The organism is Candidatus Poriferisocius sp., from assembly GCF_965219775.1.
Lineage (GTDB): Bacteria > Actinomycetota > Acidimicrobiia > Acidimicrobiales > Bin134 > Poriferisocius.
On record NZ_OZ244793.1, the window covers coordinates 1,979,269 to 2,002,285 of the forward strand.

Sequence of the window (23,017 nt, forward strand, 5' to 3'; positions counted from 1 at the left end):
GAGGCCGGATTCGTGCCGCCCCGGTTGCTCGGCGCTCATGCCGACACCTCCGCGGTCGGCTCCCGCTGCGGGGCTTCCACCACCTCGGCCAGCTCCAGCATGACCCGGAGCAACACGTTGGCCCCCGCTTCCAGGTGCTCGGCGTCGGTGTGCTCGAAGGGGTTGTGGCTGATGCCCTCCCAGGAGGGGACGAAGACCATGGAGGTGGGGCACACCGGGGCGAACATCTGGGCGTCGTGGCCCGCTCCCGAGCAGAGCCGCCGATGGGAGTAGCCCAACTCGGCGGCCACCCGCTCCACCCGGTCGATCATCGCCGGGTCGAACTCCACCGGGGCGAACCGGGCCAGCCGCCGGGAGGTGATGCCGGTGCCGGTCTCGGCAGCCAGCTCCTCCAGGAAGGCGGCCAGGCGGTCCTCGGCCTCGGTGAGCAGGGCGTCGTCGGTGTTGCGCATGTCCACGGTCATCACGGCGTCGGACGCCACCACGTTCACCAGGTTGGGGTGGAGTTCCACCCGGCCCACGGTGGCCACCTGCGGGGGGCCGAACTCCTCGGCCAGCTCGTGGACGAACACGGCGACGCGGGTGGCCGCCCATCCGGCGTCGTGGCGCATGTGCATCGGGGTGGTGCCCGCGTGGTTGGACTGGCCGGCCACGGTGATCTCCGTCCAGCTTATGCCCTGCACGCCGGTGACCACGCCGATCACCACGTCCTCGGTGTCGAGGATCGGGCCCTGCTCGATGTGCAGTTCCACGAAGGAATGGGGCGGGGGCGACGGGCACGGGGCGGGGCCCCGGTAGCCGATGCGGTCCAGTTCCTCGCCCACCACGGCCCCGTCGTTGCCCACGATGTCGAGGGCCTCCTCCAGGGCCATCTCGCCGGTGTAGACCAGGCTGCCCAGCATGTCGGGCGGGAACCGGGATCCCTCCTCATCGGTGAAGAACCCCACCGCCAGGGGGCGCCGGGTGACCAGGCCGGCCTTCTGTACCGCTTCCACCACCTGCAGGCCGGCCAGCACGCCCAGGTTGCCGTCGTAGCGTCCGCCGGTGCGCACGGTGTCGATGTGGCTGCCGCACATCACCGGCGGCCCCGGTTCGGCCCCGGCCATGGTGCCCACCACGTTGCCGATGCCGTCGATGATGACGTCCATCCCGAGGTCCTGCATCCAGGTGACCACCAGGTCGCGACCGGCCCGGTCCTCGTCGGTCAGGGCCAATCGGCAGGCGCCGTCGGTACCCTCAATGGCCCCAATGGACGCCAAAGCGGCCAGTCGGTCGCTCAGGCCCTGACCATCAACGCTGATTCCAGTAGCCACAGTGTCATTATTTTGCCAGAGTTACAGGGTGTTTTGGAAGGGGAGACGCAGGGGAACATTGTGAGCGACGTGATTGTGGCCCGGAGCCTGGACGAAGCCCGCAGTGCGCTGGCCGACCGACCGGAGGCCACCGTGCTGGCCGGAGGCACCGACCTCATGGTGGAGATCAACCGGGGATGGCGCCGACCCCGACACGTGGTGGGGGTGGCCCAGGTGCCCGAACTGGGCCAATGGAGCACCGCCGCCGACCGGGTCATCGTGGGCAGCGGCGTGACCTACACCGAGATGATGACCGGTCCCCTGGCCGACGCCGCCCCGGCCTTGGCCCAAGCGGCCCGCACCGTGGGCTCGCCCCCCATCCGCAACGCGGGCACCTTGGGGGGCAACCTGGCCACGGCCTCTCCGGCGGGTGACACCCTCCCGGTATTGGCCGCGCTCAACGCCCGCATCGTGGTGGCCGGCCCCGGCGGGGAGCGGCGGCTCGGGCTCGACGAGTTGATGGTCGGGGTGAAGCAGACGTCGCTGCGGCCGGGGGAGTTGATCGTGCGAGCCGAGTTGGATCGCCCCCCGGGCCGACAGGAGTTCCTGAAGATCGGCCCTCGCAACGCCATGGTCATCTCCATCGCCAGCGTGGCCCTGGTGGCCGACCACGACGCCCGGAGCGTGCGCTGCGCGCTCGGCGCGGTGGCTCCGGGGATTCCCCGAACCAACGACGCCGAACGGTGGGCGGCGGACCGTATCGATTGGGACGGTGACACCCCGCTCGACCCGGCGGTGGCCGATGAGTTCGGCCGGCGGGTGGCGGCCGCTTCGGCCCCGATCGACGATCATCGGGCCTCCGCCGCCTACCGGCGCCATGCGGTGGGGGTGCTGGCCGGCCGGGCCCTGCGGCGGGCCTTCAACGGATCTTCGCCCGACACCGACACCGAGGTTTCCTGATGCTTGAGCCTTATTCGCTACGGGTCAACGGCACCGACCGGGAGGTGACCGACGCCGATCTGGGCGAGAGCCTGCTGTTCGTGCTGCGAGAGCGGTTGGGACTGACCGGCACCAAGAACGCCTGTACCGAGGGCGAGTGCGGCTCGTGCGCGGTGCTGGTGGACGGGGTGCTCACCTGTTCGTGTCTGGTGTTGGCCGCCACCGCCGCCGGGCAGGAGATCACCACCGTGGAGGGCCTGCACGACGGGGAGGACGATTTGTCCACGGTGCAGCAGGCCTTCGTGGACGAGGGGGCGGTGCAGTGCGGCTTTTGCACCCCCGGCCTGATCGTGGCCGTCCACGATCTGCTGGAGGCCAATCCCGATCCCAGCGACGAGGACGTGCGGGAATCGCTGTCGGGCAACCTGTGCCGCTGCACCGGGTACGGTCGGATTCTGGCCGCCGTCCACTCGGCTGCGGCCACGCAACGGGCCGGGCCATGACCACCGCCGCGGTCAATTCCGTGGTCGGCGCCGATACCCGCACCGGCACCGAGGCCGACGCCCTGGGGGTGGGGGCCGACGTGACCCGACCCGACGGTGTGCCCAAGGTGCAGGGTCGGTTCGCCTTTTCCTCCGATTTGTGGGCCGACGACTTCCTTTGGGGCCACACCCTGCGGTCCCCTCACGCCTCGGCCCGCATCGGCGGCGTCGACATCGGCCCGGCGGTGGCCATGGCCGGGGTCCACGCGGTGCTGCTGGCCGACGACGTGCCCGGCAGTCGCACATTCGGGTTGGAGCACCCCGACCAACCGGTGCTGGCCGGCGATCAGGTCCGCTACGTGGGCGAGCCGGTAGCCCTGGTGGCCGCCGACCACCCCGACATCGCCCGCCGGGCCGCCGAGGCCATCCGGGTGGACTACGAGGTGACCGTCCCGCTGACCGATCCCGAAGCCGCCGCCACCGCTGATCCCATCCACCCCGACGGCAACGTCATCCGGGAGTTGATCATCCGCCACGGCGACCTCGACCGCGCCGGCGAGGTGACGGTGGAGGGCACCTACGAGGTGGGCATGCAGGACCAGGCCTTCATGGGCCCGGAGTCGGGCATGGCCCTGCCCGACGACGACGGCGGGGTGGAGCTGTTCGTGTCCACCCAGTGGCTGCACGTGGACCGCAGCCAGATCGCAAGCTGCCTGGGGGTGGACGAGGAGCAGGTGCGCATCACCCTGGCCGGGGTGGGCGGGGCCTTCGGCGCCCGGGAGGACCTGTCGCTGCAGGTGCATCTGTGCCTGTTGGCCATGCACACCGGCAAGCCGGTGAAGATGGTCTACAGCCGTGACGAGTCGTTCCTCGGCCACGTCCACCGCCATCCGGCCAAGATGTGGTACCGCCACCACGCCGACCGTCAAGGACGGTTGGTGAAGGTGGAGGCCCGGGTGGTGCTCGACGGCGGGGCCTACGTCTCTTCATCGAGCGCGGTGATCGCCAACGCCTCGGCCTTCGCCGCCGGCCCCTACAGGGTGCCCGCCGCCCACGTGGTGGGGCTGGCCGTGCGCACCAACAACCCGCCGTGCGGGGCCATGCGGGGCTTCGGCGCGGTGCAGACCTGCTTCGGCCACGAGTCGCAGATGGACAAGCTGGCCGCCGCCTTGGACATGGACCCGATTGAGCTGCGACTGCGCAACGCCCTGGGGCCGGGGGACCGGCTGATCACCGGGCAGGTCATCACCGGCACGTTCCCGGTCGCCGAGGTCATCCGCCAGTGCGCGGGTGCCCCGGCCGCCGAGTTCCCCCCCACCGACGACCGGCGGAACCTGCCCGGCGGCTCGGGCCGCACCACCGACGCGGCCGACACCCGACGGGGGACGGGCTTTGCCGTGGGGTTCAAGAACCTCATGTTCTCTGAAGGGTTCGACGACTACTCGGCGGCTGCCTGCCGGGTGTCCGACGGGGTGGCCACCATCACCTGCGCCTGCGCCGAGGTGGGCCAAGGATTCGTGACCCTGGCCCAGCAGATCGCCCGCACCGAACTGGGGGTGGACGAGGTGATCCTGACGCCGGCCCAGACCGCCACCATCGGCTCGGCCGGTTCCACCTCGGCCAGCCGTCAGACGTGGATGTCGGGGGGCGCGGTGCAGGCCGCCTGCCGAGAGGTGCGCGACCAGATTCTGGCCGCGGTGGCCGCCGACTGGGGGGTGGCCGTCGACGGGGTGGTGCTGCGGGACGGCCACGTCCAGTCGCTGGACGGCCAACGGGAGGCGTCGCTGGGCGAGGTCACCGCCGGCGCCGGTTACGAGGCCGACGTGGAGTACCACCACGCCCCCACCGAGCCCCTGGACGAGAACGGCCAGGGCAACGCCCACGTGTCGTTCGCCTGTGCCGCCCACCGGGTGACGGTGGACGTGGACCCCGAGCTGGGCCTGGTGCGGGTGCGGGACATCACCACCTCCCAGGACGTGGGCCGCATCCTCAACCCCACCCAGGCGGTGGGCCAGATCGAGGGCGGCATCGCCCAAGGGGTGGGCCTGGCCCTGATGGAGGAGATCGTGCTGGACGACGGCTTGGTGCGCAACGCCTCGTTCACCGACTACGTGATCCCCACCACCCTGGACATGCCGCCGGTGACCATCGCCGCCTTCGTGGAGGAGCCCGAGCCCGGCGCCCCCTACGGGGCCAAGGGCATCGGCGAGCCCCCCACCATCTCCTCGTCGGCCGCGGTGGCCGCCGCCGTCCGGGCCGCCACCGGCCTCGATCTCCCCCGCATCCCCATCCGACCCGCCGACATCGCCCTCCCCTGAGCCTGCGGGGTGGGCCAGTCCCGCCCCACCTCGCACTTCCCCATCGTCCCCGGCATCAGCATCCCGTCGGTCGCAACACCCACAAACTGTCGGTTGCAAGATCCCTAACCTGTCGGTCGAATAGGACATAACTTGTCGGTTGCAAACCCCACAAACTGTCGGTTGCCAACAGCTCTACGCTAAGCTGCACACCATGGCTGACCCGCCAAAAGCCGAGGTGGCGCCGACGCTCACTCCAACCGGATACCGGCCCCGCGTCGCCGATGCCGCCGTGTCGGACGCCCTGGCCGCGATGCCGGCCATCGTCATCGAGGGACCAAAGGGGTGCGGCAAGACCTGGACCGGACGTAATTTCGCCCGAAGCGAAGTGCTGCTCGATCAAGATGTCAGTGCCCGAGAATCGGTGGCCATCGCCCCTGGGCTCATCCTGGAAGGCGAGGAGCCCCGCCTACTGGATGAATGGCAACTGGCCGGGGAGCTGTGGAATCAAGTGCGCCACGCCAGTGACCAAGGGCACGGCAATGGCCGGTTCATTCTCACCGGATCGGCCACGCCACCCGATGACATCACCAGGCATTCCGGTGCCGGGCGCATCGCCAGAGTCCGCCTGCGACCGATGTCCCTGTTTGAGGTCGGGGAATCCACGGGAGAGATCTCGCTGCGCGGGCTGCTCGCCGGGGACAAGGTGGCCGCCCAACAACCGCCGGCCACTGTCCAGGACATCATCGAGGCAACCTGCCGAGGGGGTTGGCCCCGACTCTTGGACCAATCCTTCAGAGCCTCCCAGCTCTTCCTGCGAAACTACCTGGGAGAACTGTGCCGCACGGACATCAGCGCGGTAGACGGGGTCACTCGCGATCCTGCCGGGGTGCAGCGATTGCTGGCGGCCATCGGCCGCAACATCGCCACGATGGCCTCCTACTCCAGGCTGGCTTCAGAGGCGGCCGGAGACCGAGGATTGCACCGCACGACGGCCACCGAATACATCAGATCGCTGGAGCGGCTGTTCGTCGTTGAGGACGTCCCCCACTGGTCGACCCACCTCAGGTCACGGGCCACGTTGCGCTCCACACCGAAGCGCCACTTCGTCGATCCGTCGCTGGCCGTGACGGCCATCGGCGCCAGTCCCGAGCGGCTGCTCGCCGACCTCCCAGCCTTCGGATTCTTCTTCGAGTCGCTCGTGGTGCGCGATCTGAGGATCTACGGTCAGCAAAGTGATGCCGAGATCTTCCACTACCGGGACGACGACAATCTGGAGGTTGATGCGATCGTTCAAGCCCGAGATGGGCGATGGATCGGTGCTGAGATCAAGTTGGGAGGACAAAGAGGGATTGACGAGGCAGCTCGGTCGCTGTTGAAGCTGCGCAACAAGGTCAACACCGATCGTGTGGGAGAGCCGTCGAAGCTGCTCATCATCACGGCCACGGGCTATGCATTTGACCGTCCCGACGGCACCACGGTCCTGCCCATCACCGCTCTGGGTCCCTGAGCCTGCGGGGTGGGGCTGAGGGGCGGCAGGGGCGGGGGTCAGCTCAGGCCGGCTCGTACGGCGGCCGCCGCAGTGTTCTGGGCCTCAACGGCGTCGGGCAGGGCCAGGGTCATGCCGAAGAAGCCGTGGAACATGCCGTCGTATCGGTGGATCTCACAGGCCACGCCCGCCTCCTGAAGCCGCCGTCCGTAGGCCTCCCCCTCGTCGCGCAGCGGGTCGTACTCGGCGGTGATCACGCACGCCGGGGGCAGCCCGGCCAGATCGTCGGCCTTGATGGGGGAGGCGTGCGGGTGGGTGCGATCGGCAGGGTCGGTGTACTGGTTGTAGAACCACTCCATCGACTCCCGGGTCAAGAAGTAGTCGTCGCCGTTGTCGGTGTGCGACGGCCACGCCCCGGTGTCCATGTCGCAACAGGGGTAGATGAGCAGTTGGTGGGCGATGGCCGGCCCACCCCGCTCACGGGCCATCTGGGCCACCACCGCGGCCAGGTTGCCCCCCGCGCTGTCGCCGCCCACCCCCAGCCGGTCGGCGTCGGCCCCGATGGCAGCGGCGTTGGCCGCCACCCACTGCGTGGCGGCGTAACAGTCCTCGGGGGCGGCCGGGAAGCGGGCCTCGGGGGCCAGCCGGTACTCCACCGACACGTACACCGCCCCGGAGCGGTTCACCATCTCCCGCACCTGGCCGTCGTGGCTGTCGATGCCGCCGATCACCCAGCCCCCGCCGTGGAAGAACACCACCACCGGCAACGGCTGATCGGTGACCTCGGGCCAGTAGATCCTGATCGGCAGATCGGTGCCGTCGGGGCCGGGAATCACCCGGTCCTCGGTGCGGGCCACCTCCTCCACCGGCAACTCGCGACCTGCGAATCGGTCGCGCACCTCTTCGGCGGTCAACGAAGCGACCCCTTCGAAGCTCGCCCCGCTCTCTTCCATCATGTCGATGACGGCTCGGGCCGCCGGATTCAGTGTCATGGGCCGCACCCTATCTCAGCGGAATGCGCAGCCCCGTCACGACCCCTATACCATCCATCGTGCCGTCGCCCGATGATGCCGCAAGGAGGCCCCCATGGAGTTCGCCATGTTCTACGAGATCCCGGTGGCCCGGCCCTGGACACGAGACAGCGAATACGACGCCTACCAGCACACCATCGAACAGGCCGTGCTGGGCGACAAGATGGGCTTCCACTCGTTCTGGACGGTGGAGCATCACTTCCTGGAGGAGTACTCCCACTGCTCCAACCCCGAGGTGCTGTACGGCCACATCGCGGCCAAGACCGAGAAGCTGCGCATCGGGTACGGCGTCCGGCTCCTGCCCAAGCCCTACAACCATCCGGTGCGGACCGCCGAGTCGGTGGCGGTACTCGATCTGATCAGCAACGGACGGGTGGAGTTCGGCACCGGCCGCTCGTCCACCCGGGCCGAGCTGGAAGGTTTCAACATCCACCCCAACGAGACCCGAGCCCAGTGGGACGAGGCCCTGCGCCACATCGTGGGCTGCTGGACCAACGACGAGTACGAGTTCGAGGGGGAGTACTGGTCGATGCCCAAGCGCCGGGTGCTGCCCAAGCCCCGCCAGGACCCCCATCCGCCCATCTGGGGGGCCACCAGCTCGGTGCCCGGCCACTACGAGATCGGCAAGCGGGGCATCGGGCTGTGCTCGTTCACCGTGGGCTCCCCGCCCGAGGACTTGGCCGAGCGCATCGAGACTTACCGCAAGGGCCAGGCCGATTGCGACCAGCCGGTGGGGCTGTTCCGCAACGAGCGGGCCGCCACCTTCACCATGGTGCACTGCAACGAGTCCAACGAGAAGGCCCGGGCCGCCTCCGAGGAGTCGTTCGTGTGGTATCCCAAGTACGGCGGTGGGCTCATCGCCTCGGTGGCCGATTACCTGGCCGACCTGGAGGTGGCCGAGCTGGGCTCCTACCAGTACACCGGTGACGCGGCCAAGAGCCGGGACGAGGGCCTCATGGGCCAGCTCACCATGGACTACATCTGGGACTCGGGCGCCGCGGTGGTGGGCGACCCCGACCGGTGCATCGAGGTGGCCAAGCGGTACGAGGCCGTGGGTTGCGACCTCTTGTTCTGCCTGCTCAACCCCTACAAGATGGCCCACGAGGATGTGATGACCTCCATCGAACTCATGGGCAAGTACGTGATCCCGGAGTTCAAGAACGACTGAGGCTCTCGTGGCGTGTCCGACTCGTTCGGGAACCGACGGTTGTAACGAAGAGAAAGCTGAGGATTGGCCATGGCCCTGTTGAACATCCGCTACGACTTCCGATGCCCGGACATCTGCCCGGTGCCGCTGGAGGAGCTGTACGAGGCGGCCATCGAGCAAGTGGTGTGGGCCGAGGATCTGGGATTCACGTCGGTCACCCTCTCGGAGCACCACGGCTCCGACGACGGCTACCTGCCGTCGCTGGTGGCGATGGCCTCGGCCATGGCTGCCCGCACCGAGCGCATTCACATCATGTTGGCCGCGTTGATCGCCCCCATGCACGACCCGTTGCGGATTGCCGAGGACCTGGCCGTGCTGGATCGGATCAGCAAGGGGCGCATCAGCGTGATCGTGGCGGGCGGCTACGTGCCCTCGGAGTTCGCCATGTTCGGGCACTCCTCCGGCGAGCGGGTGGCTCTGACGGTGGAGATGGTGGAGACCCTCAAGGCGGCCTGGACCGGCGAGCCGTTCGAGTTCCGGGGCCGCACCGTGCGGGTGACCCCCACCCCCTACCAGGATCCTCGCCCGGCCATCTGGCTGGGGGGGAGCGGCGAGAAGGCCGCTCGGCGAGCGGCCCGCATCGCCGACTGGTTCATGCCCACCATGCCGGAGTTCTGGGACCACTACCGCGAGGAGGTCATTCGCCTGGGCCGCCCCGACCCCGGCCCGGCCACCACCGGCGGTGTGGGCTACCTGCACATCACCCACGACCCCGACGCCACCTGGGCCAAGGTGGCTCCCCACGCCCTGCACGAGATGAACGCCTACGGTCGCTGGGCGGCCGAGTCGGGGGCGGCCACCGGGTACGAGCCGGTGGACGACGCCGACCAGCTCCGGGCCATGGGGTTGCACAGCCTCATCTCCCCGGCCGAGGCCATCGAGATGATCCAGGCCATGGGCGAGATGGAAGCGGTGATGTTCCACCCGCTCATGGGCGGCCTCGACCCCGAGGTGGCCTGGGACAACCTCCGCACCTTCGAGACCGAGGTGCTCCCCCACCTCTAGGTTGAGCAGGCGGAGGGGGCGCCCGCCCGGTGGCTCTCTCAGTCGAACCCTTCGGGGGGCACCTGGTAGCGGTCGACGTAGGGGCCGAACTGCTCCCGGACCTCGTCGGGCTGCAGGCCGAACTGATCCAGCGTGTAACGATGGCGGCCGTAGCGGTCCTGGGGGTTCTCCGTCATCCACGCCTCCATGCGGCGCCGGGCCAGCTCGCCCAGCTCCAGGCCGAAGTGCCGGTAGATGCCGGCCACCGACCCCACCGGGTCTTCCATCAGGTCGGCGTACTGAAGGTCGAAGACGGTGTCGTCGTCGCCCCGGCGATCCCGGGCCTCACTCCCCACGGTGACGGCGTGGTGGCATTTGTCCCGCCACACCCGGGCCAACCCGGCGGAGTCCACCGTCTCGGTGTAGGTGGCGTGCAGCGTGGTGTTGAGGCTGGCCACCGACCCCACCACCCGCAGCGGATCCCGATGGATCCACACCATCCGGGCGTCGGGATACACCGTGTACAGGGCGTCGAGATGCCACAGGTGGGCGGGCGTCTTCAAGGCCCAACGGGCCACCGGGATGGTCGACTGGAGCACCTGCAGGCACAGGCGGTGGAACTCGTAGGCCGGGGTCATGTCGCAGTGCTCGAACCAGGCGCCGTAGGCGTCGCACCGGCCCAGGGTCTCGAAGTGGAGCGACTTGAACTCCCCGCCCAACAGCGTCACGCACTCGGTGGGCAGGGTGGCCGCCATCGGATGCATGGCCTGCACCTTGGGGGCCAGCTTGCCCATGCGACCGGTGCCCTGCACGGCGGCGGCAATGCGAGGGTCCTCCCGGCGATTCGAAAGGGTGGGCGGCGGGGCCACCGTGGTCGCCTCCCACGACAACACCGATCGGTGCTGCGGATCGAGTTCGAGCAGGTTGCTCAGCAGGGTGGTGCCGGTTCGGGGCATGCCGCAGACCATGAGCGGGGCGGTGATCTGCTCCTGTCGCACCTCGGGGTGGCCCTTGGCCCAGTCCACCACCCGCAGGCGCATCCCCAAGGTGGCGCCCAGGAAGGCCCGCATGGCCACGAGTCCCAGCGCGCTCAGCTTGGCTTCGGCGTTGAGGGATTCGACCAAACGGTCGAGGCCCTCCCGGAAGCCATCCCCGCCGAAGTCGTCCAGGTTCGTGCTGCTCTGGGCCTTGGCCACCAGCGCGTCGGCGTCGAGGCGGGTCGAGGCCGGGCGAACCCGTCGGGCGGCCCGACCCGCGAGGTTGAACGCCCGCAACGAAGCGGGCATGGACGCCCGCTCGCTGGCCCTTACGTCATTGCCGGGGGCAGGCACGCGGGCTCAGGCCGTGCCCGCGGCCAGGGCATCGCCGATGCGCAGGAGCTGGTCGGTGGCCCCGCCCAGCGTCAACTCCAGGTGCTTGGCCCACACGTAGTACCGCCACAACGGGTAGTCGCGGTCCACCCCCATGCCGCCGTGGAGGTGTTGGGCCGCGTTGGCCACCCGCTGACCCCCGTCGGCCGCCCAGTACTTGGCCACCGCCACCTCGGTGGAGGCCTCCAAGCCCTGATCCAGGCGCCAACTGGCCTGCAGGGCGGTCAGGCGGATGGCCTCGGTGTCGATGTAGGCGTCGCCCACCCGCTGGCCCACGGCCTGGAAGGTGGCGATGGGGCGGCCGAACTGCTCCCGCTGGCTGGTGTAGGCGGCGGTCAAGCGCAGGGCCTCGCTCACCACACCCACCGTGGCCGCACTCAGCGCGGCGATGCACCGCTCCTCCAGCCACCTCACCGGCTCCGACCCGGTCCCCAACCGCACGGCGGGTGCGTCGGTGAGCACCACTCGTCCTTCCACCATCCCCGAAGTGGTCTCCTGGGGGGTGATGGCGACGCCGTCCGACGGCACGGCCACCGCGAACAGCCCGGCGCCGGCGTCGGTCGTTGCCGGGGCCACCAGCACGTCGGCCCGGCCGGCGAACGGCACCATCTCCTTGGTCCCGGTGAGCCGCCAGCCACCGGCCGCGTCGGCGGTGGCCGTGGTCGCGGGGTGGGCGGGCTGGCGACCCGCCTCCTCCAGGGCGGGCGACGCCAGCGCCGATCCGTCGGCCAGCTTCCTCAGGAGTTCGCGATCCTCACCGAATTGGGCCAGGGCCATGGCGGCCACCGGTGCCAGGAGCGGTATCCGGGCGGTGGTCCGTCCAATCTCCTCCACCACCAGGCTGGTGGCCAGAAATCCCAGTCCGCCCCCGCCGAGTTCCTCCGGCAACGAGATCCCCACCAGGCCGGCGTCGGCCAAGGCTTGCCACGCCTGCTCATCGTGACTGACCCCGTCGGCCTCAAGCTGCTTGTGACGCTCCGGGGTGGACAGATCACCCAGAATCTGTCGACTCAGCTCGGCAACGGCCTGCTCCTGCTCGGGCAACGAGAAATCCACCGCCCCAGTGTGGCACTCCGGGTTCCGATGAGCGCACCCGAGCCGGTGGCCGGATGGCCCCGACCAAGAACCGGTCACACCGAACGACCAGAATGGCGGTCCTGACCGGCAGGAGAACGAGGAACCCAAGGCCACTCGGCCCAGCCATCGCCGCGGCGCGGGCCGCCCTGGTGGCGGTGGTGGTGGCCCTGGTGATGGCCTCCTGCGGTACCGGCACGCCCCCGCCCCCGGCCACGACGGCGACCCCAACCGCCCCTGCCTCCACACCGCCGCCGACCTCCGCACCGGCTCTTGGGGCCACCGGCTCGCCCACGCCGGCGCCCACGCCCGGATCATCACGTGAGCCAACCCCCGAGACGATCCCCGAAGCCCAAACCCCCGCGTCGGAACCAAGCCCGCTTGCCACCCCGGCGACCCCTATTCCGACCCCGATACCGGGCCCCCAGCCGCCGCCGACCGCGCTACCGGGCCCCCTGCCGCCACCGACCCCGACGCTCGACCCGAGCCCCCCGCCGCCAACCAGCTCCGAAACCCCAACCCCGACGCCGGACCATCCTTGGCGAGGTGAGCTCGACTATCAGGTGGTGGCCACCCACCCCCACGACACCAGCGCCTTCACCCAGGGGCTCCTGTGGTCCGAGGGCCGTGTGTACGAGAGCACAGGCCTGCGGGGAGCCTCGGTGCTACGCATGGTCGATCTGACCACCGGCCAGGTCCTCCGGGAGACGGCGGCCGATCCCGAGCACTTCGGTGAGGGTCTGGCCCTGGTCGGCGACCGCCTGATCTGGCTGACCTGGCAAGCGGGCACCGCGGGCGTCTACCACCAGGACTCCTTCGAGCTGCTGGACCGGTTCGCCTACCAGGGGCAGGGCTGGGGACTGTGCCACGACGGCGACCGCCTGGTGATGAGCGACGGATCGGCGGCGCTGTTCTTCCGCCACCCCGAGACATTTGCCCTGCTCGGCTCGGTGGCGGTGACCGAGGCCGACGGCACCCCGGTCGATCGGCTCAACGAACTGGAGTGCGTCGGCGAAACGGTGTGGGCCAACGTGTGGCTCACCGACCGCATCGTGGTCATCGACCCGACCACCGGCCTCGTGGTGGCCGAGGCCGACCTGGCCGGGATCATCAGCCCCCATCCGGCCGACGCCGACACCAACGACGTGCTCAACGGGATCGCCTATCGGTCCGAGACCGGTACATTCCTCCTCACCGGCAAACGCTGGCCCAGCGTGTTCGAGGTGCGATTCGACGGAGGGCCCTGAGCCTGCCTACCGCAGCTCGGAATAGCCGGGGGTGTCCAGGTGGGGGGTACGCAGATACACCTTGGCTTCCGGCGATCCCTGGAATCGGCCGTGGCTCCAGCGCACCTCCACGTGGCCGTCCACGTACACCGGGGTATCGGTGGCCTTGACGATCAGATCCCCCCGCCAACGCACCACCGGCTGCACCCGGGCCTCGGGCCATACGTCGAACGACTTGAAGGCGTACCGCTGGCGAAAGTCCCACGGGGTGTCCACCCGGTAGCGCACCGGACGGCGACGGTGATCGGTGCCCAACACGAAGTAGGGGGCGGGCTGCAGTCGCAGCAGACGCCACAGGGCTTCCTCCCGGCGGGACGACCGTTGGCCCAGCGCCGACAGCCAACGTTCCGCCGAAGCCTGCGACACCGCCACCGAGAACCAGTGGGCGGGCTCGGCCAGCGGTTCGGGCCACCGCCGGGCAAACGGCCGCTTCAAGCGCTTGTGCTGGTCGGCGCTCAGTGCGGTCACCGCCGTCGGCAAGTCGTCGAACCCGCCCTCATCGGACGACAGGTGGTCCCGGGCGGCCCGGTACAGGGCCTGGTACTCCACCGGAGCCACTTCGGCGTACCAATCTCCCGTGCTCCCCCGTCGCTCCACCAACAGGCGGTCGAACAAGTGGCCCGGCGACACGTTGTGCAACAGCCTCGACCCGTACTTGCAACTCACCAGATACACGTGGTCGATCCGCAGATCGGCGGGTGTCTGCTCGTAGGAGGGGGCCTGGTGCGGTCCCTTCCACTCCACCCGCTTCGGGGGCCGACCCCGCAGACCGTCTTCGGCGGCGGCAAACGCCACGCCGTTCGCCCACGCCTCCTCGAACTGCAGCCGGTGCCGGCCGTCTGCCCAGGCAGCGGCCAACCGCTCGTAGTGCCGGTCGTCCACCCCCAACATGGCCGACGGTCGCCGGGCCAACGCTTCGCCCACCGACGACAAGCCCAGCATCCCCAGCCCGGTGACGATCTCGGTTACCTCGGTACGCACAGATGCCATCTCCGCCCATACTGCCCTCTGGAAGATGCAAACGTCGGGAAGACGTCAGCAAAGATGCAAAAGCGCCGCCGAGGATGGCATCCTTGAGGGGTTCCCTTGAGTGCCCACGGAGTGAGATGACGTTCAAAAAAGGTGACAAGGTCGTTTATCCCCACCACGGTGCCGCCACCGTGGTCAAGAAGGAGATGAAAGAGGCCTTCGGGGAGAAGACGGAGTACCTGGTGCTGCGCATGGCCCACGGTGAGATGGTCCTGTCGGTGCCGGTGGACAAGGCCGAGGAGGTGGGCATGCGCTGGCCCATCTCCACCGAGGACGTGGAGGATCTGTTCGAGGTGCTCCGCAAGCGTGACGTGCGAGAGCCGGCCAACTGGAGCCGTCGGTTCAAGAACCACCAGGAGAAGCTCAAGTCCGGCGATGTGTACCAGGTGGCCGAGGTGGTGCGGAACCTGGCCCTGCGGGATCAGAACAAGGGGCTTTCCGCCGGGGAGAAGAGCCTGTTCACCAAGGCCCGCAACGTGCTGGTGTCGGAGCTGAGCTTCTCCCTCAACGTCTCCGAGGACGAAGCCCTCGACCGGGTGGAGGCCGCCCTCACCTGAGCAGGTGGGCAACAGGCGATGAAATCAGTTCTTTCGGTGGCTCCTGCGGTGCGCGTCTGTGCCCCGTGGTCGCTGGTGCTGGCCGCCGCCGTCGTTCTTCTTGGCGTGGCGTGGGTGGGGGAGGCTCGGGCATCGGGCGAGGACGTTGTCCGACAAGACGATTCCGGGGTGGGCAATCAGGCGGTGTGGCTGACCAGGGCGGACACGTGGCACCGAGCCGGATACCTGGGGCAGGGGATCAAGGTAGGGGTCATCGACATCGGATTGGGACAGTTCTCCGCCCTACAGGCCGCGGGTGAACTGCCGGAACAGGTGACCATCCGGTGCCAACGCACGGGTGAAATCACCAACGACGTGTCTGATTGTGGCGCCATCCGAGATCCCTCTTCACATGGAACTGCGGTAGCCGAGTCGCTGATGGACATTGCGCCGAAAGCGGAGCTCTATTTTGGCGAGATATGGGGTGGCAGCGAGGTATACCCTGTCGTTGAGTGGTTGGTAGAGGAAGGGGTTGATGTCATCAACTTTTCCGTCACTGTCGGCTTTCACGGCCCCGGCGACGGGACATCACCCTATTCGAACAGCCTCTACCACGCCATTGACCTGGCCGTCGAGAGCGGGGCAGTATGGGTGAACATTGCTGGCAATGATGCCCTGAAAAATTGGTACAGCCCATTCCAGCCGACCGAGGTGACCGATGATGAGGGAGAAACTGTTGTTGTCCACAATTTTGGCACTGTAGATGACCCTGATTTCAGCAACGAAGTCCAAGTGGATTCAGACGAGTACATCATCATCCGTCTTCGGCAGGAGGAGGACTGGTCCGATGTCAAGTGTGGTCTGGGCATCTACCTGTATGACGCAGTCACCGGCGACCAGGTAGCCAGGAGCATAACTCCTCAACTCCAATTGGATGGGTTCTCATTCGATAGCTTGGTGTTTGAAAGGGAAGCTGACAATACCAATGCCGATTACGAGATTCGGGTGCAGGTGGACGAGGAGTGCGAAGAGTATCCGGAGTGGATCCAGTTGACCTTGCGGGGAAGAAACGGGTTGGGGCCTGCTTCTGAGGGTGGTCACATGGTGACTCCGGCCGACAGCGCGAATCCGGGGATGTTGACGGTGGGAGCTGCCCCGTATTACGACACGATGACCGTGGAACCCTATAGCAATCGGGGTCCGACAACGGACGGGAGGGTCAAGCCCGACGTGGTGGGGGTGGATTGTGCCCGGATCACCTCCCGTGATCCGTTTGCCCGGGGGGAGGAGCAGTGTTGGATGCGGGGTACGAGTCAGGCGTCGCCGCATGTGGCGGGCCTGGTGGCGCTGGCCATGCAGCGCTTCGCCAGCGACGAGGCGTACGACACCCCGGCGGAGATCGTTTCCTATATCCAGGACAGCGCCATTCAGCGTGACATCACCCCGGACGACCCCGACACGTTTCCTGATCCGAACAATGTGTGGGGTCACGGTTTCGCGGTGCTGGAGGCCCTCGACGTGATCGAGTACGACGTGGACGACGACGGGCTGATCGAGATCTCCACACTGGCCCAGCTCGACGCCGTCCGGTACGACCTGGACGGGGACGGCATTGTGGCCCCGGCTTCCCGGGCTGGGTATCTGGCGGCGTTCACCAAGGCGGTGGACGGGATGGGCTGCCTCCCGACCACAGGTTGCACCGGTTACGAGCTGACAGGGGACTTGGATTTCGATTCGGACGGGGACGGTGACGTGGACGCCGACGACCACAACGGCGCCTACTGGAATGGTGGTGCGGGGTGGGAGCCGATCGGTGATGGCCTCGGGGGTCCCTCGCGCAACTATCGGCCGGGCGGGTACTGGGGGGTGTTCGAGGGCAACGGGCACACCGTCTCCAATTTGTTGATCGCCAACCGGATCCCGGCGGGTACGACCGATGATCGCGAACCGACCGGGTATTTCGGATTGTTCGGGGAGATCCTCCCCGGCGGGGAAGTCCGCAACCTGAACGTCGCCGGGGTGTCGGTGTCGGTGGAGGGCCCCGCCGGCTGGTACACCTCGGACGGTTACTTCAACCACGGCGGCTACTACGCCGGTGGATTGGCCGGTGAGAACCACGGCACCATCACCAACGTCCACGTCACCGGAACGGTCACCGCGGACGGCATATATGATGACGCCGGCGGCCTGGTCGGGCGCAACACCGGCACCATCATCGACAGCTCCGCAAGAGTGACGGTCACCGCCGGCGACGATGCCGGGGGCCTGGTCGGCGAGAGTTATTCCCACCGGGCGACCATCAACCGCAGCTACGCCGACGGCACCGTCACCGGTGAGAGCGCCGGAGGCTTGGTGGGCACCGCCACCGAGGTCACCGTCACCAACAGCTACGCCCACGGTGCTGCCACCGGTGACGACGCGGCCGGGCTGGTAGCGGCCGCCTGGTTCAGCACCATCACCAACAGCTACGCCACCACCGCGATCACCGGAACCCGGGACACCGGCGGGCTCGTGGCCGACGGGGACCTCAACACCGTCACCAACAGCTACTGGGACCGCCAGACCACCGGGCAGACCAGCAGCTTGGGCAGCCCGGACACCGCGGCCAAGACCACCGTCGAGTTGCGTCAGGACACCGAGGTTCTCGTCGACGCTCCCGACTACGCGGGGATCTATGCCGATTGGCCCAAGGACATTTGGCACTTCGGTCTCAACTGCCATTACCCGGCGATTGTGCCCGCCAGCGGCGGTGACGGCAGGCAACCCATAGCCTGCGCGTTTCCTGACTCGCCCTCCGTCACGCCCTCGGACTCCTCCGAACTCGTCACGCCGGAATCGGCGGTTGAGGAGGATTCGCCCTCGTCCGACCAATCGCCCCTAGATCTCGTCGAGAGAGACGATCCCCAGGAGGTCCGCGAGCCCCAGGAGGTCCGCGAGCCCCAGGAGGTCCGCGAGCCCAAGGAGGTCAGCGAATCCGCAGTGGCGTCCCATTCCGGGGTTGTGATCGGCCCGGACTTCTGTGTGAACCGCAGCCTGGGCGGGGCCACCACCTACCCCTTCGACAGCGACGGCGACGGCGTCGCCGACACCTGTGCGCTGCCCCGCACCCGCCGCGCCGCCATCGCCCGCCAACAAGCCCTCGAAGCCCTGGCCGGCCTGCCCCCTGCCGTCTTCGACACCCTGTTCGCCCAACAATGCCAACAGGTCAACGAAACTTACGGGGAGCCCGCCCAAGAGGCCACCGACGACTGCGCCCCCCACCGCGGCACCACCTCCGCCACCCCACCCTCAACCGACCAGGAGCCGGACCCCGCCGAACCCGGCCCCGAGTTCTACAACGGCGTCATCACCGGGCCGGACTACTGCGTGAACCGCAGCCTCGGTGGGCTCACCACCTACCCCTTCGACAGCAACGGCGACGGCATCGCCGACACCTGCTCACTGCCCCGCACCCGCCGCGCCGCCATCGCCCGCCAACAAACCCTCGAAATCCTGGCCGAGAACAATGCCTTCCTCTTCGACACCCTGTTCGCCCAACAATGCCAACTAGTCAACGAAACCTACGGGGAGCCCGCCCAAGAAGCCACCGACGAATGCGCCCCCCACCGGGCGAACGACACCCTCACCTGAGCGGGTGGGCACCAAGCCATGAGACCAGTTTGTTCGGCAACCAAGGCAGCGGGCGTCCCTTCCTCGTGGTTCCTCTTGTTGGCCGCTGCCGTCTTTTTCCTGGCCCTGGCCTGGGCGGGGGAGGCTCGGGCATCGGGCGAGGACGTTGTCCCACAAGATGATCCAGGGGTGGGCAATCAGGCGGTGTGGCTCACCAATGCGGACACGTGGCACCGGGCCGGATACTTGGGACAGGGGATCAAGGTAGGGGTCATCGACATCGGATTCGCGAAGTTCGCCGAGTTGCAGGACGCGGGTGAACTGCCGGAAGAAGTCACCATCCGCTGCAATGGCTGGACCAGAAACACCACTGATATGTCTGATTGTGGCAATTGGTTCGACACTGCGACCCATGGAACGGCAGTGGCTGAGTCGCTGATGGACATTGCGCCCAAGGCAACATTGTATGTCGGCGAGTTGGAGGCTGGCTCCCGGAAATTCCCCATCGTTGAGTGGATGATTGAGGAAGGAGTTGATGTCATCAACTATTCCATTACTAACGGTTTTGAGGGCCCTGGTGATGGGACATCCCCCTATTGGGACAGTGTTTACGCTGCCATCGACTTGGCGGTCGAGAGTGGGGCGGTGTGGGTGAGCATTGCGGGCAATGGTGCCGAGAATACGTGGTACGGCGCGTTCCAGCGGACCGAGGTGACCGATGATGAGGGCAACACCACTGTGGTACACAATTTTGGCACCGCGGACGACCCTGATGTCGGCAACGATATCCAACTTGAGCCAGGGGAGAGAATCTTTGCCCGGCTTCGGTGGGAGGAGGACTGGTCAGATGTGCAGTGTGACTTGGGCATCTATTTGTATGATGTCAGCACCGGACTGCCATTAGCTGACAGTCTACATGACATACAATTTGGGTATAATGAGTTCTCGTATGACGCTATGTTATGGGAAAGGAAGGCCGAAAACCCGAATGCCGATTACGAAATCCGAGTGCAAGTCGATGAAGGCTGTGAGGATGATCCAGAGTGGATTCAGTTGATCTCGTACGCCGAAAAGGGGTTGAAGCCTGCTTCTGAGGGTGGTCACTTGGTGACGCCAGCCGACAGCACGAATCCGGGGATGTTGACGGTGGGAGCTGCCCCCCATTACGACACGATGACCGTGGAGCCCTATAGCAATCGGGGTCCGACGGTGGACGGGAGGGTCAAGCCCGATGTGGTGGGGGTGGATTGTGCCCGGATCACCACCCGGGAGCCGTTTGCGCGGGGGGAGGAGCAGTGTTGGATGCGGGGTACGAGTCAGGCGTCGCCGCATGTGGCCGGGCTGGTGGCGCTGGTCAGGCAGCGCTTCGCCGGCGACGAGGCGTACGACACCCCGGCGGAGATCGTTTCCTATATCCAGGACAGCGCCATTCAGCGTGACATCACCCCGGACGATCCCGACACCATGCCTGATCCGAACAACGTGTGGGGTCACGGTTTCGCGGTGTTGGAGGCCCTCGACGTGATCGAGTACGACGTGGACGACGACGGCCTGATCGAGATCTCCACACTGGCCCATCTCGACGCCGTCCGGTACGACCTGGACGGGGACGGCATTGTGGACCCGGCGTCCCGGACTGGGTACCTGGGGGCGTTCACCAAGGCGGTGGACGGGATGGGCTGCCCCCCGACCACAGGTTGCACCGGTTACGAGCTGACCGGGGACTTGGATTTCGATTCGGACGGGGACGGGGACGTGGACGGCGACGACCACGACGGCGCTTGGTGGAACTCGGGACGGGGGTGGGAGCCGATCGGGGATGGCCTCGGGGGTCCGTCGAGGAATTACCGGCCGGGCGGGTATCGGGGGGTGTTCGAGGGCAACGGTCACACCGTCTCCAATTTGTTGATCGCCAACCGGATCCCGACGGGTACGACCGATGATCGTGAACCGACCGGGTATTTCGGTTTGTTCGGGGAGATCCTCCCCGGCGGGGAAGTCCGCAACCTGAACGTCGCCGGGGTGTCGGTGTCGGTGCAGGGCCCCGCCGGTTGGTACACCTCGGACGGTTACTTCAACCACGGCGGCTACTACGCCGGTGGGTTGGCCGGTGAGAACCACGGCACCATCACCAACGTCCACGTCACCGGTACGGTCACCGCGGATGGCACATATGACGACGCCGGCGGCCTGGGCGGGCGCAACACCGGCAACATCACCGACAGCTCCGCGGAGGTGACGGTCACCGCCGGCGACGACGCCGGGGGTCTGGTCGGAGAAAGCTACTCCCACCGGGCCACCATCAACCGCAGCTCCGCCGACAGCACCGTCACCGGTGAGAGCGCCGGAGGCTTGGTGGGCACCGCCACCAATATCACCATCACCAACAGCTACGCCCACGGGTCCGCCACCGGTGACGACGCCGCCGGGCTGGTAGCGGCCGCCTGGTTCAGCACCATCACCAACAGCTACGCCACCACCGCGATCACCGGAACCCGGGACACCGGCGGGCTCGTGGCCGACGGGGACCTCAACACCATCACCAACAGCTACTGGGACAGCACCACCACCGGACATGCCAGCAGCTTGGGCAGTCCGGACACCGCCGCCAAGACCACCACCGAGTTGCAACAGGACACCGAGACTGCGGTGGACGCGGCCGACTACACCGGCATCTACTCTGGTTGGCCCAAGACCACCTGGGATTTCGGTCTGAACTGCCACTACCCCACCATCCAAACCGACACTGACACCCAACCCGCCATCTGCCCCTCCACCAACACCGATATCACCGACACCGACAAGGCTGAAGGCGCTGCCGCCAGCAGCATCGACGACGACCACAACCAGGAACCCGAGACCGACGACGACCGCGACCAAGAGCCCGAGCAAATCACCGAGACCGACCCCACCCCGCAGAAACCAGCACCCGTCGTGATAGCACCCGTCTTCCGTGCCCCACCTCCGTCGTCCAGCAACCCGTCCCCCGCACCCGACAAGACCAACGAGAATCCGGCGGACGACGAGACCGACGAGCTCTTCTACTCCGGGAACGTCACCGGCCCCGACTTCTGTGTGAACCGCAGCCTGGGCGGGGCCACCACCAACCCATTCGACAGCGACGGCGACGGCATCGCCGACACCTGCTCACTACCCCGCACAAGGCGCGCCGCCATCGCCCGCCAACAAGCCCTCGAAGCCCTGGCCGGCCTACCCCCCAACGTCTTCGACACCCTGTTCGCCCAACAATGCAGAGAGGTCCAGGAAACCTACGGGGAGCCCGCCCAGGAGGCCACCGACGAATGCGCCCCCCACCGAAGCGGCTCCAGCGTCCCGACAGCCCCCAAACCAGATCCCGCCGAACCCGGCCCCGAGTTCTACTCCGGCGTCATCACCGGGCCGGACTTCTGCGTGAACCGCAGCCTCGGCGGGCTCACCACCTACCCCTTCGACAGCAACGGCGACGGCGTCGCCGACACCTGCTCACTGCCCCGCACAAGGCGCGCCGCCATCGCCCGCCAACAAACCCTCGAAATCCTGGCCGCCAACAACACCCACCTCTTCGAAACCCTGTTCGCCCAACAATGCAGAGAGGTGCAGGAAACCTACGGGGAACCCGCCCAGGAGGCCACCGACGAATGCGCCCCCCACCGGACCCAACCCACCCCCACCTGACCCCGCCCAAACCCAGCAGCGACTGACTGGGGGCAATATTACGGCCGGCCCAGCCCGCCATCCCGCTACGCTGGACTCCGACCCGGGCTGTGGCGCAGTTTGGTCAGCGCACCTGCTTTGGGAGCAGGGGGTCGCCGGTTCAAATCCGGCCAGCCCGACCCCACCACCCAACCCCCAAAGCGCCACCCTCATCCCCCACCCCCCGTACCGGGCATCGGATGCACTTGACGCGGTTTCACGATTAGCGCGCCAAACGCGATCCCCTCTGACGCGCCAGCCGAGCCCATTCGCGCCAGCCGAGCCCATTCCCCGCAACTTCGCCGCCATGGCCACCCGGCGACACCTCATCCCGACCACAGCGATCACTGTTGCCGGGTTCCGTTCTTTGTGGCCAGGTCTTCGCCGATTGCGGACGTAGTCTGGGCGGCATGGAGGAGACGGACAAGACGACGGCCGCCAAGAAGGATGAACGCCCAAATGCTGCTGTCGCCTCGCAGGACACAAGCACTGACACTTTTTGGAACCGTTTCGGCAAGCTCATCCGGGTGCCCCCCGGTACGGACATCGACAGCATGGGCGTCTCAGTGTGGGCCCCGGACTGGTGCCCCACCCACGAGGCCCCAGCCCAACACACGAATCTCAGCAGAGGCCTCGACCCGCGGGCGTATCGAGAAGAGCTTGATCGCATTGTCGACCCCACGATGTGAGGGGGAAGCC

The 23,017-nt window shown here is 67.6% G+C and carries 16 protein-coding genes, 1 tRNA gene and 1 pseudogene; 13 read left to right on the forward strand and 5 right to left on the reverse strand.

Annotated features, from left to right (window positions below):
• Positions 1–35 precede the first annotated feature (35 nt).
• Positions 36–1,313: a Zn-dependent hydrolase gene (locus ACOQPQ_RS08830; RefSeq protein WP_420639075.1), complete on the reverse strand. Its 1,278-nt coding sequence runs from the start codon at positions 1,311–1,313 to the stop codon at positions 36–38.
• Between the two features lie 60 nt (positions 1,314–1,373).
• Between ACOQPQ_RS08830 and ACOQPQ_RS08835 the strand changes: the two genes are divergently transcribed.
• The 4 genes from ACOQPQ_RS08835 to ACOQPQ_RS08850 all read left to right on the forward strand — a co-directional run bounded on the left by ACOQPQ_RS08835 (position 1,374) and on the right by ACOQPQ_RS08850 (position 6,520).
• Entirely contained in the window at positions 1,374–2,252 is an 879-nt protein-coding gene (locus tag ACOQPQ_RS08835) for an FAD binding domain-containing protein (RefSeq protein ID WP_420639076.1), read from the forward strand.
• Positions 2,252–2,734: a (2Fe-2S)-binding protein gene (locus tag ACOQPQ_RS08840; protein WP_420639077.1), complete on the forward strand. Its 483-nt coding sequence runs from the start codon at positions 2,252–2,254 to the stop codon at positions 2,732–2,734. The genes ACOQPQ_RS08835 and ACOQPQ_RS08840 overlap by 1 nt, the downstream gene beginning before the upstream one ends.
• Complete coding sequence (pucD, locus tag ACOQPQ_RS08845) at positions 2,731–5,031, forward strand: xanthine dehydrogenase subunit D (RefSeq protein ID WP_420639078.1); 2,301 nt, start codon at positions 2,731–2,733, stop codon at positions 5,029–5,031. Before ACOQPQ_RS08840 ends, pucD begins: the two co-directional genes overlap by 4 nt.
• 139 nt (positions 5,032–5,170) lie before the next feature.
• Positions 5,171–6,520, forward strand: coding sequence for an ATP-binding protein (locus ACOQPQ_RS08850; RefSeq protein WP_420639079.1), 1,350 nt, complete (start codon positions 5,171–5,173; stop codon positions 6,518–6,520).
• A gap of 38 nt (positions 6,521–6,558) precedes the next feature.
• Here the strand turns inward: ACOQPQ_RS08850 and ACOQPQ_RS08855 are convergent, their stop codons facing one another.
• Positions 6,559–7,491 carry an alpha/beta hydrolase gene (locus ACOQPQ_RS08855; protein WP_420639080.1) on the reverse strand — a complete coding sequence of 311 codons (933 nt, stop codon included), beginning with the start codon at positions 7,489–7,491 and terminating at the stop codon, positions 6,559–6,561.
• A 94-nt stretch (positions 7,492–7,585) separates the two neighbouring features.
• Between ACOQPQ_RS08855 and ACOQPQ_RS08860 the strand changes: the two genes are divergently transcribed.
• Together ACOQPQ_RS08860 and ACOQPQ_RS08865 are read left to right on the forward strand one after the other, a co-directional pair.
• Entirely contained in the window at positions 7,586–8,698 is a 1,113-nt protein-coding gene (locus tag ACOQPQ_RS08860; RefSeq protein ID WP_420639081.1) for an LLM class flavin-dependent oxidoreductase, read from the forward strand.
• 69 nt (positions 8,699–8,767) lie between these two features.
• Complete coding sequence (locus ACOQPQ_RS08865; RefSeq protein ID WP_420639082.1) at positions 8,768–9,742, forward strand: LLM class flavin-dependent oxidoreductase; 975 nt, start codon at positions 8,768–8,770, stop codon at positions 9,740–9,742.
• A gap of 38 nt (positions 9,743–9,780) precedes the next feature.
• Here ACOQPQ_RS08865 and ACOQPQ_RS08870 read toward each other — a convergent pair whose 3' ends face one another.
• Both ACOQPQ_RS08870 and ACOQPQ_RS08875 read right to left on the reverse strand, forming a co-directional pair.
• Entirely contained in the window at positions 9,781–11,007 is a 1,227-nt protein-coding gene (locus ACOQPQ_RS08870) for a sulfotransferase family protein (protein WP_420639083.1), read from the reverse strand.
• Between the two features lie 51 nt (positions 11,008–11,058).
• Entirely contained in the window at positions 11,059–12,147 is a 1,089-nt protein-coding gene (locus ACOQPQ_RS08875) for an acyl-CoA dehydrogenase family protein (RefSeq protein WP_420639084.1), read from the reverse strand.
• 194 nt (positions 12,148–12,341) lie between these two features.
• Between ACOQPQ_RS08875 and ACOQPQ_RS08880 the strand changes: the two genes are divergently transcribed.
• A complete protein-coding gene (locus ACOQPQ_RS08880; RefSeq protein WP_420640382.1) occupies positions 12,342–13,412 on the forward strand; it encodes a glutaminyl-peptide cyclotransferase in 1,071 nt (356 codons plus the stop codon).
• A gap of 6 nt (positions 13,413–13,418) precedes the next feature.
• On the opposite strand, the gene ACOQPQ_RS08885 is transcribed toward ACOQPQ_RS08880, so the two are convergent.
• The gene (locus ACOQPQ_RS08885) at positions 13,419–14,441 is read right to left on the reverse strand and encodes a hypothetical protein (protein ID WP_420639085.1); all 1,023 of its coding nucleotides are present in this window, start codon (positions 14,439–14,441) and stop codon (positions 13,419–13,421) included.
• Between the two features lie 116 nt (positions 14,442–14,557).
• Here ACOQPQ_RS08885 and ACOQPQ_RS08890 point away from each other — a divergent pair, with 116 nt between their 5' ends.
• The 6 genes and pseudogenes from ACOQPQ_RS08890 to ACOQPQ_RS08915 all read left to right on the forward strand — a co-directional run bounded on the left by ACOQPQ_RS08890 (position 14,558) and on the right by ACOQPQ_RS08915 (position 23,007).
• The gene (locus ACOQPQ_RS08890; RefSeq protein ID WP_420639086.1) at positions 14,558–15,037 is read left to right on the forward strand and encodes a CarD family transcriptional regulator; all 480 of its coding nucleotides are present in this window, start codon (positions 14,558–14,560) and stop codon (positions 15,035–15,037) included.
• 18 nt (positions 15,038–15,055) lie between these two features.
• Positions 15,056–18,646 carry a S8 family serine peptidase gene (locus tag ACOQPQ_RS08895; protein ID WP_420639087.1) on the forward strand — a complete coding sequence of 1,197 codons (3,591 nt, stop codon included), beginning with the start codon at positions 15,056–15,058 and terminating at the stop codon, positions 18,644–18,646.
• Between the two features lie 18 nt (positions 18,647–18,664).
• Positions 18,665–19,306 (forward strand): annotated as a pseudogene (locus ACOQPQ_RS08900) (S8 family serine peptidase); the annotation flags it as partial.
• 426 nt (positions 19,307–19,732) lie between these two features.
• Positions 19,733–22,300, forward strand: a complete 2,568-nt coding sequence (locus tag ACOQPQ_RS08905) for a GLUG motif-containing protein (RefSeq protein WP_420640383.1) — start codon at positions 19,733–19,735, stop codon at positions 22,298–22,300.
• A gap of 83 nt (positions 22,301–22,383) precedes the next feature.
• Positions 22,384–22,458 (forward strand) — tRNA-Pro (locus tag ACOQPQ_RS08910).
• A gap of 270 nt (positions 22,459–22,728) precedes the next feature.
• On the forward strand, positions 22,729–23,007 hold the full coding sequence (locus tag ACOQPQ_RS08915; protein ID WP_420639088.1) for a hypothetical protein: 279 nt from the start codon (positions 22,729–22,731) through the stop codon (positions 23,005–23,007).
• Positions 23,008–23,017: the final 10 nt, after the last annotated feature.

Excerpts from the sequence above, each read along its gene's own strand:
- ACOQPQ_RS08880 (WP_420640382.1), top strand. The coding sequence starts at position 12,342 with ATGGCCTCCTGCGGTACCGGCACGCCCCCGCCCCCGGCCACGACGGCG.
- ACOQPQ_RS08860 (WP_420639081.1), top strand. The coding sequence starts at position 7,586 with ATGGAGTTCGCCATGTTCTACGAGATCCCGGTGGCCCGGCCCTGGACA.
- ACOQPQ_RS08865 (WP_420639082.1), top strand. The coding sequence starts at position 8,768 with ATGGCCCTGTTGAACATCCGCTACGACTTCCGATGCCCGGACATCTGC.
- ACOQPQ_RS08895 (WP_420639087.1), top strand. The coding sequence starts at position 15,056 with ATGAAATCAGTTCTTTCGGTGGCTCCTGCGGTGCGCGTCTGTGCCCCG.
- ACOQPQ_RS08870 (WP_420639083.1), bottom strand. The coding sequence starts at position 11,007 with ATGCCCGCTTCGTTGCGGGCGTTCAACCTCGCGGGTCGGGCCGCCCGA.
- ACOQPQ_RS08840 (WP_420639077.1), top strand. The coding sequence starts at position 2,252 with ATGCTTGAGCCTTATTCGCTACGGGTCAACGGCACCGACCGGGAGGTG.
- ACOQPQ_RS08890 (WP_420639086.1), top strand. The coding sequence starts at position 14,558 with ATGACGTTCAAAAAAGGTGACAAGGTCGTTTATCCCCACCACGGTGCC.
- ACOQPQ_RS08915 (WP_420639088.1), top strand. The coding sequence starts at position 22,729 with ATGGAGGAGACGGACAAGACGACGGCCGCCAAGAAGGATGAACGCCCA.
- ACOQPQ_RS08855 (WP_420639080.1), bottom strand. The coding sequence starts at position 7,491 with ATGACACTGAATCCGGCGGCCCGAGCCGTCATCGACATGATGGAAGAG.
- pucD (WP_420639078.1), top strand. The coding sequence starts at position 2,731 with ATGACCACCGCCGCGGTCAATTCCGTGGTCGGCGCCGATACCCGCACC.
- ACOQPQ_RS08885 (WP_420639085.1), bottom strand. The coding sequence starts at position 14,441 with ATGGCATCTGTGCGTACCGAGGTAACCGAGATCGTCACCGGGCTGGGG.